Here is a 6,668-nt window from a genome sequence, read left to right as displayed (position 1 = left end):
TTTAAAATTCTTCTCAGCTGTCTTTCTGAGAGCCCTAACAATTTTGAGATATCACCGTATTTTATGGTATCTGAAAAGTACTCTCTGTTATCCGTTATAAATTTTGCAACTAATATCTTACTGTTGCAGAGTTTTTTCACAGAATATTTCTCAGATGTTTTCCTTAGTTTTTTGGCCAGAGTTTTTGCCATTAGTTCATAAAATCTTATATTTTTCACAGCACTGTCAAAATCCAGCTCGAGAAAAGTACTTTTTTCTTTTATCTGAATATTATAGTAAATATCCTCTTCCAAAAGAAACTCCACATCTCCTAAAATATCAAAGGGTTTTGTCAGCTCTAGAAGCATCTCATTACCGTCATTGGAAAACAGCGTCACCTTCAAAAGACCGTCTACAAAAAGATATAGTTTCCTTTTGTCCATTCCGGACATCATGAGGTAGGAGTCTTTCTCAAATGTTCTTATCTCTATATCAGAGTAATTATAACCCTCTAAATATTTCTCCAGATCATATTTTTTTATGAATTTTTCTATCTTTCCAATATTGTCCATAAATCCGCCCTCTCTTTTCGGACATATGTCCGGTTATATGTTTGCTGTTTTTGATATATTTCTATATGAGGTGATGAAATTGAATTATCATATAGGAAACATATTTACAGGTGGATTGATTAGTCTTCTGATATTCTCAAACGGAATTTTATCAAAATTTACAGGTGATTCAGATGCCGTTTTTATTATCCATACACTGGCCTTCATATCCATACTTGCCGTGAAGCTCGTTACAGGGACAAAGATTAGAAATTTTCCCACTGAGGTTTACCTCTATACAGGCGGACTTCTGAGTATCCTCATTATATTTCTTGAAAGTGTCACAATGAAAAAAATAGGCGTCTCCTTCACAATACTTTTTCTCATAATAGGTCAGCTTCTTTCTTCCCTGGCCATTGATCATTTCGGGTTATTCAGAAGGCAGGTCCACAAATTCAGCATAAAGAAAAGTCTGGGACTGCTGCTCATATTTGCAGGAATAATCATAATAAATATCTAATTATAGGGGGTACTCATATGTTCTTTTTACTGGCTTTTTTGACTGGAGTCATTATAAACATCCAGCTGATATGCAACTCGTCACTTGCGAAAAAAATAGGCCTTATAAATGCCACATTTATAAATTTTTTCATAGCCTTTATTTTTCTTTTTATGTATAAAGCTGTGAGGCTTGACCTGTCACATCATTATGAAATTTCAGAGGTACCCCTTGTATTTTTCTCAGGAGGTATCCTGGTAATTATTATAACACTTTTAGCAAATTTTTTGATCCCAAAATTGCCCCTTCTTTACAGCACAATTTTTACTTTTCTGGGGCAGATAACAGCCAGCCTTATTTTGGATTCTGTCTATGGATACCACTTCCCCATGAATAAATTAATAGGGATATCTTTTATTTTCACCGGAATACTGTATATAATAATGTACGATTACCTTGAAAAAAAGTTTTCAAAAAAAGAAATAATCAGTTAGAATACATGGAGACGAGGTTATAAATTCAAATCCAAGGAAGTGCATAGATATGAATTCTAACAATTATTTAAAAATAAGCGAGTTTGGAAATATGGGGAATACATCCAGAAAAATGCTTATACATTATGACAAAATGGATATATTAAAGCCTGCATATACAGACCCAGAGACAAAATACAGATATTATTCCATACAGCAGATCAAATCACTGGCAATGATAAAATCCCTCCAGGCTATAGGGGTTTCCCTGGGAGAGATCAAAAAAAACTATTTAAATACCAACATGAAAGAATATATAAAGAATTTAAGAATGGAAGAAAAAATAGTAGAAAAAAAGTTTTTGGAAATACAGAGGGCAAAAAAAATAATCGAAGACAAACTAAACTGCCTTGAAGAGATCGTTGATCTCAAAGAGGAGATAGAATTTAAAATAAAAAATATTCCCCTGAGGTATCTCATATACTCTGTGGTAAAAAGCAAGAAATTAGAGGATCTGCCTCCTGTTGTTATCGGGCTGGAAAAAAGGAATCAGGGAAGGGATTTTCTTACTGTGGGAGATATTGCAGCAGTAAAATATAATCCTGAAAACAAAGAAGAAAAAGAAGAAATTTTACTGGGAATTTTCAGCAAGGGAGATACATCTGGAGATGGTTTTAAAAACCTTAAGTTTGATGGCGGGGAATATCTATCTTTTTACAGGAAGGGATTTTTTCTGGAAGGGGAAAACTCAGATATTATAGAGGAGTGGTGCAGTAAAAACAGTTACAAACCTGTAGGAAATGCCCTTCTCATACCTCTGCTGCTGCCTTTCTTAAATTTAGAAGAGAGTATGTACCAGGTCCAGATCAAAGTAAATAAACTCTGAGTATTTTCAACCCCTTAAAATTTTTTATGGAATAACCAAACCCTATTTTTCTATCGCAGCTTCTATTTATAGAAGCTGTTTTTATTTAAAATAATAAAAATCTCCCTGACCGGAGAACAAAATATCTTCCAGGTCAGGGAGAAGTACTATGGATTATTCGATTATAAAATCTACAGATGCCTGTGGCCTGTCTCTTCTTACAGGTGACAGGTCTACATCTATTCTCTTTTCCAATAGTCTCTTTTCAAAAAACTTGATTATATTCTCTCTTCGTTTTGTCATTACAGAGTATATCTCTCTCTTCAATTTTTCTTCACTTGTATCTCTTTTAAATATCATATTTTCTTTCAGTTTTTCATTTAAAAGATCTTTTTCAGTTTCCAGATTATTAAAGAGTGTAAAACTTACCCTTAAATTTTCTTTTGCTTCTAATACCTCTGAAATTTTTTCCAGCTTTTTTATCTCTTTTGCCTTGAGATCAGAGGACAGCAGATCAAAGGATATAGTCTGTATCTCATCACTGTTAAAATTGAAGGTGCTGGCCAGTATCGTCACAGGTGAAGCAGCAGCCCTTACAAATATGTTGGTAATCGTCTGCAATACCACCTTGTATATCTTGAATGTAGGGTTGTTAAAGTCTCCCGACACGGGTACATCAAGTACAAGCTGGTTTTTCCTGTCTTTCAGAACTTTTACTGCCAGTCCCAGAGGAACAGAAGATTCTACACCTGTCTTCTTACCCAGCTGAATATTTTTTACCGTTAGTATGTTCTCCCCTGAGAATTTACCTTTTTTCAAATCCATTTTTCCTGTGTAATATATTTTTCCAGAATCAAATCTGTTTGGCAGATATTTATTCAGAAAATCATTAAAATCCAGAAGATCAAGATTTGAAACTTTTAAAAATCCGTCAAGATTAAAATTTTTGGGAGAGAAATCCCAGTTTTTTTCCAGAGATGATACTGCATTGATATCCAGTTTACCTACGCCTGTCAGTCCGCTCTCCATATTCAGCGAGAACTCTTTATCTTTTGACGTTGAGAAATTTTTTAAAGAAAGTTCTATATCTTTTAAAGAATAATTTATATCCTCAGTGAAAAAGTTCATTTTACCATCTGAGATAATTCCATTGGATATATTTACCTCTGGCAGTGAAGTTGTACTTTTCTGAGGTTTATTTTCTGAGTCTGTTACCTCAGTTTTTTTTGTAAAGATAAGGTTATCCTCATTTTTCAGAATCTGAAGATTGACAACAGGCTTAGTTATCTTCAGATTACTGATTGAGACACTTTCTTTGTCTGCTCTAGGCAGGGAGAGAGAGAGAGCCTCTATACTGACCATCGGCCTTTTATCACCTGATTTTCCCATTATCCCGTTGAATACAAACTCTCCGTCCAGGAGGTGTGTATCAGAATTTTTCATATTCAGGTCAAAGTTTCCAGTGGCACTTTTTAGTTTTACACTGTCCTCTCCTGCCTTCTGGAAAAATCCAATATTTTCACCATAGACAGAGTTTTTAGTTTTCAGAGCAGACTTTCTGTATGATAAGCTGCTGTCCAGATCAGCTACTCCCTCCAGTGTATAAGGCGTTTTTTCCAGAATAAAGTTCATGTCCTGAAGGTCTACTTTTTTAGCGGAAACTTCCCCTGAAAAAGCCAGATTTTTCAAATCATCTTTATTTTCAATAATACCGTCTTTTTTAATTTTTCCGTTAAATTTTACAGGAGCTCTATTGTTGTAGAGGAATGAAAGATCAAAGGATGAGTCCTCTTTTAAAGTACCTATATCTGATCCTGTTAAATCAACATTTCCACCCTTAAAATTCGGGTGAGAAAAACTTCCGTCTTTCATGGTCAATGTGCTTATATTCACTCTTGGAAAATCAGTATCTTTCTCAGGGGAGTTTTCCTCTTTTTCCCCCGGTTGGATATTCACATACAAGCCTTGGGTATTAAGGGTATTCAGCAGATAGGTACTGTTCTTGATTGAGTTTATCTCTCCCTCTATACTTTCTCCCCCCAGTATAAGAGAAGCATCTTTACCTGCAAACTTAAAGTTTTCAAGTTTCACAGGACCTGTAAAATCATATAGGTAGTCGGTGACATCTAGGGTGAAAAGGTTATTCATGGTGGTCTTCTCTATATCCAGAGAGTAGTCAGAATTATTCTTCTCTTTTATTCCCACTTTTTCCGCATCAAACTCTACTCCCAGAGTGAGGAGAGGAAAGGTATATTCATAATCTCCTCTATAGGAAAACGCTCCTGAGAAAACAGTAAAAGGCAGCTTTTCCTTCGTAAATTTTTCTATGAAGGAGAGATTTTTACCCTTGATCTCAAGATTTCCAGCTCCAGACATAGCTTCCGGTCCTATTGTAAAGTCATTTTTAAAATCCTTTAAAAGGGTAAACTGGGACTGAGTTTTTATCTCGGTATCTCCGTTTAAATTTACACTTAATTTCAGAGGGAAACTTGTTCCCAAAGAGTTTCTGAAGTTCTCTATTTTCAGAGAGAGTTTATTCAGTTTATAATCTTCATCTATGAAAGTGGAATCTGAAAAAATCATTTTAGCTATATACAACTTGATGCTCCTTTGCGGGGCTTTTTCTTTTTTTTCAGCAGTCTCTGATTCACTCTTTTTATCTTTTTTCCATGGGTTCTGAGTATGGTCAAAATACAGTCCCTGGGCATCTATCTTGGAGATGTCAAAATTCCGGCTGTTTATATCCAAAGTCGGGAATATGAATCTTCCTCTTCTAAGGGAAAGTATCTTTTTGTCGTTGGTAATATTAAAGTCTTCCAGAGCCATATCCCCTGAAAATATATAGACACTTTCCTTTATATTTCCGTTGAATTGAAGTTCTAGATCCATAGAGCCGTTTATATCTTTCAGATTGAGGAACTTTTCTACAGGATACAGCTTGTCAGAGAGAACAAAGTTTTCAAGAATGAGACTTCCCTGAAATTCAGAAGTCGGATTTTCGTAAAAGAATGTCATATCGGCGATGCTCTCATCTAAGAAATCAATCTTGGTGGAAAATTTAAAAACATTGTTTCCGTAGATCACTTCAGGTGATTTCAAAGTAAATTTATTGTTTGTCTCTATTATTTCGTCTAAATAATAAAGAGTAAGATTTTCTATGGAGATGTTCTTTATCTCGATGTTTTTCAAAAATCCTTTTGAAGATTTTTCCTGATCCACCTGGATTTCAGTTTCTTTTATTTTTTCCTGTGCAAATTTCTCCAGTATATCGTCAAAATTTCTTCGGTTATCTAAAAACTCTAAATGAATCTGGGGATTAACAAGGGTAATCTCTTTTATATAAAGGGTTTTCGTTATGAGCTGAACAGGATTGATATTTATATCAAAGGAGTCAAAGGCCACAAAGATATTTTCATTGTCTTTTTCAAAGATTTTGAAATTCTCTAGGTATAAAGTCGATGTAAAATAGTTGAACTTTAATTTTTCCGAGGAAACCTTACGTCCAGTGAGCTCTTCCAAGTGTTCCACAGTTACTTTTTTGACATAGGATGGTAATTTTAAAAGGCCTATAAATAATGTTGATATCAAGAAAAAAAATATAATTATTTTTCTTTTTTTACTCAATTTTGATTCCCCCTGCAGATTGTTATTATGCATAAATAATACCGTTAAAAAATCAGAATTCCTGTGTGGACGTATTATAATATAATATATTTTTAAAATATACTACAAAAAAGAAAGGAAATAAGCAAAATTTATAAAATAATTCATAATGGAGGTGTTTAATATGATAGTTTTGCACAATGAAAACGAAAAAATATTTTATATTGAGCAAGATGGCAAAAACATTGCAGAACTGACTTATGTCTACGGAGGAGAGGGTAAAATAGCTATAAATCATACATATGTAGATCCTAACTATAGAGGCAAAGGGCTGGCTAAAGAGCTGGCATTAGAGAGTGTAAAATACGTAAAAGAGAAAAATTATAAGATAATTCCCGTATGCAGTTTTGCAGTTATTTTTTTCAGAAGGCATGAGGAGTACTCCGATATTTTGCTATAAGGAGTAAGTTATTGAATTTATACGAACTATGTCACTTTTCCTTGATGAAAAGTAACCAAAAATCAAGCCTTGTCTTGTCCAAGCTAAAATATAAGAAATTTTACTAAAAATACAAAACTCGCTTCACTCAGACATTGTATTTTCTTTACGTAAAATTGAGTATATTTCTTAACGCTAGTCCCACGAATAGGCACTTTAAAGATTTTAAAAAGCATTTAAATATTCTAATTTTTAAGTG

6 protein-coding genes are annotated in these 6,668 nt (G+C 33.9%); 4 read left to right on the top strand and 2 right to left on the bottom strand.

Going from position 1 to position 6,668, the window contains the following annotated elements:
• Positions 1-551, bottom strand: a 551-nt coding sequence (locus ABZA26_RS04850) for a Crp/Fnr family transcriptional regulator (protein WP_372713388.1), incomplete at its 3' end; no start/stop codon positions are given.
• 79 nt (positions 552-630) lie between these two features.
• Here ABZA26_RS04850 and ABZA26_RS04845 point away from each other — a divergent pair.
• From ABZA26_RS04845 to ABZA26_RS04835, 3 genes are read left to right on the top strand one after another with little or no spacing between them, the layout of a single operon-like run.
• Entirely contained in the window at positions 631-1,050 is a 420-nt protein-coding gene (locus ABZA26_RS04845) for a DMT family transporter (protein WP_372713387.1), read from the top strand.
• Positions 1,051-1,067: 17 nt separating this feature from the next.
• Positions 1,068-1,523 (top strand): DMT family transporter, encoded by a 456-nt coding sequence (locus tag ABZA26_RS04840; protein WP_372713386.1) that lies wholly within the window; start codon positions 1,068-1,070, stop codon positions 1,521-1,523.
• A gap of 49 nt (positions 1,524-1,572) precedes the next feature.
• A complete protein-coding gene (locus ABZA26_RS04835; RefSeq protein WP_372713385.1) occupies positions 1,573-2,388 on the top strand; it encodes a MerR family transcriptional regulator in 816 nt (271 codons plus the stop codon).
• 153 nt (positions 2,389-2,541) lie between these two features.
• Here the strand turns inward: ABZA26_RS04835 and ABZA26_RS04830 are convergent, their stop codons facing one another.
• Complete coding sequence (locus ABZA26_RS04830) at positions 2,542-5,991, bottom strand: DUF748 domain-containing protein (protein ID WP_372713384.1); 3,450 nt, start codon at positions 5,989-5,991, stop codon at positions 2,542-2,544.
• 163 nt (positions 5,992-6,154) lie between these two features.
• Between ABZA26_RS04830 and ABZA26_RS04825 the strand changes: the two genes are divergently transcribed.
• On the top strand, positions 6,155-6,430 hold the full coding sequence (locus ABZA26_RS04825; protein WP_372713383.1) for a GNAT family N-acetyltransferase: 276 nt from the start codon (positions 6,155-6,157) through the stop codon (positions 6,428-6,430).
• The last annotated feature ends 238 nt before the right edge of the window (positions 6,431-6,668 follow it).

Source organism: Ilyobacter sp. (assembly GCF_041583315.1).
Taxonomy (GTDB): Bacteria; Fusobacteriota; Fusobacteriia; order Fusobacteriales; family Fusobacteriaceae; genus Ilyobacter.
This window is presented reverse-complemented; position numbering and strand designations above follow the sequence as displayed.

What these genes read in the sequence shown, in the direction of transcription:
- ABZA26_RS04825 (WP_372713383.1), top strand. Translation starts at nt 6,155, where the DNA reads ATGATAGTTTTGCACAATGAAAACGAAAAAATATTTTATATTGAGCAA.
- ABZA26_RS04835 (WP_372713385.1), top strand. Translation starts at nt 1,573, where the DNA reads ATGAATTCTAACAATTATTTAAAAATAAGCGAGTTTGGAAATATGGGG.
- ABZA26_RS04840 (WP_372713386.1), top strand. Translation starts at nt 1,068, where the DNA reads ATGTTCTTTTTACTGGCTTTTTTGACTGGAGTCATTATAAACATCCAG.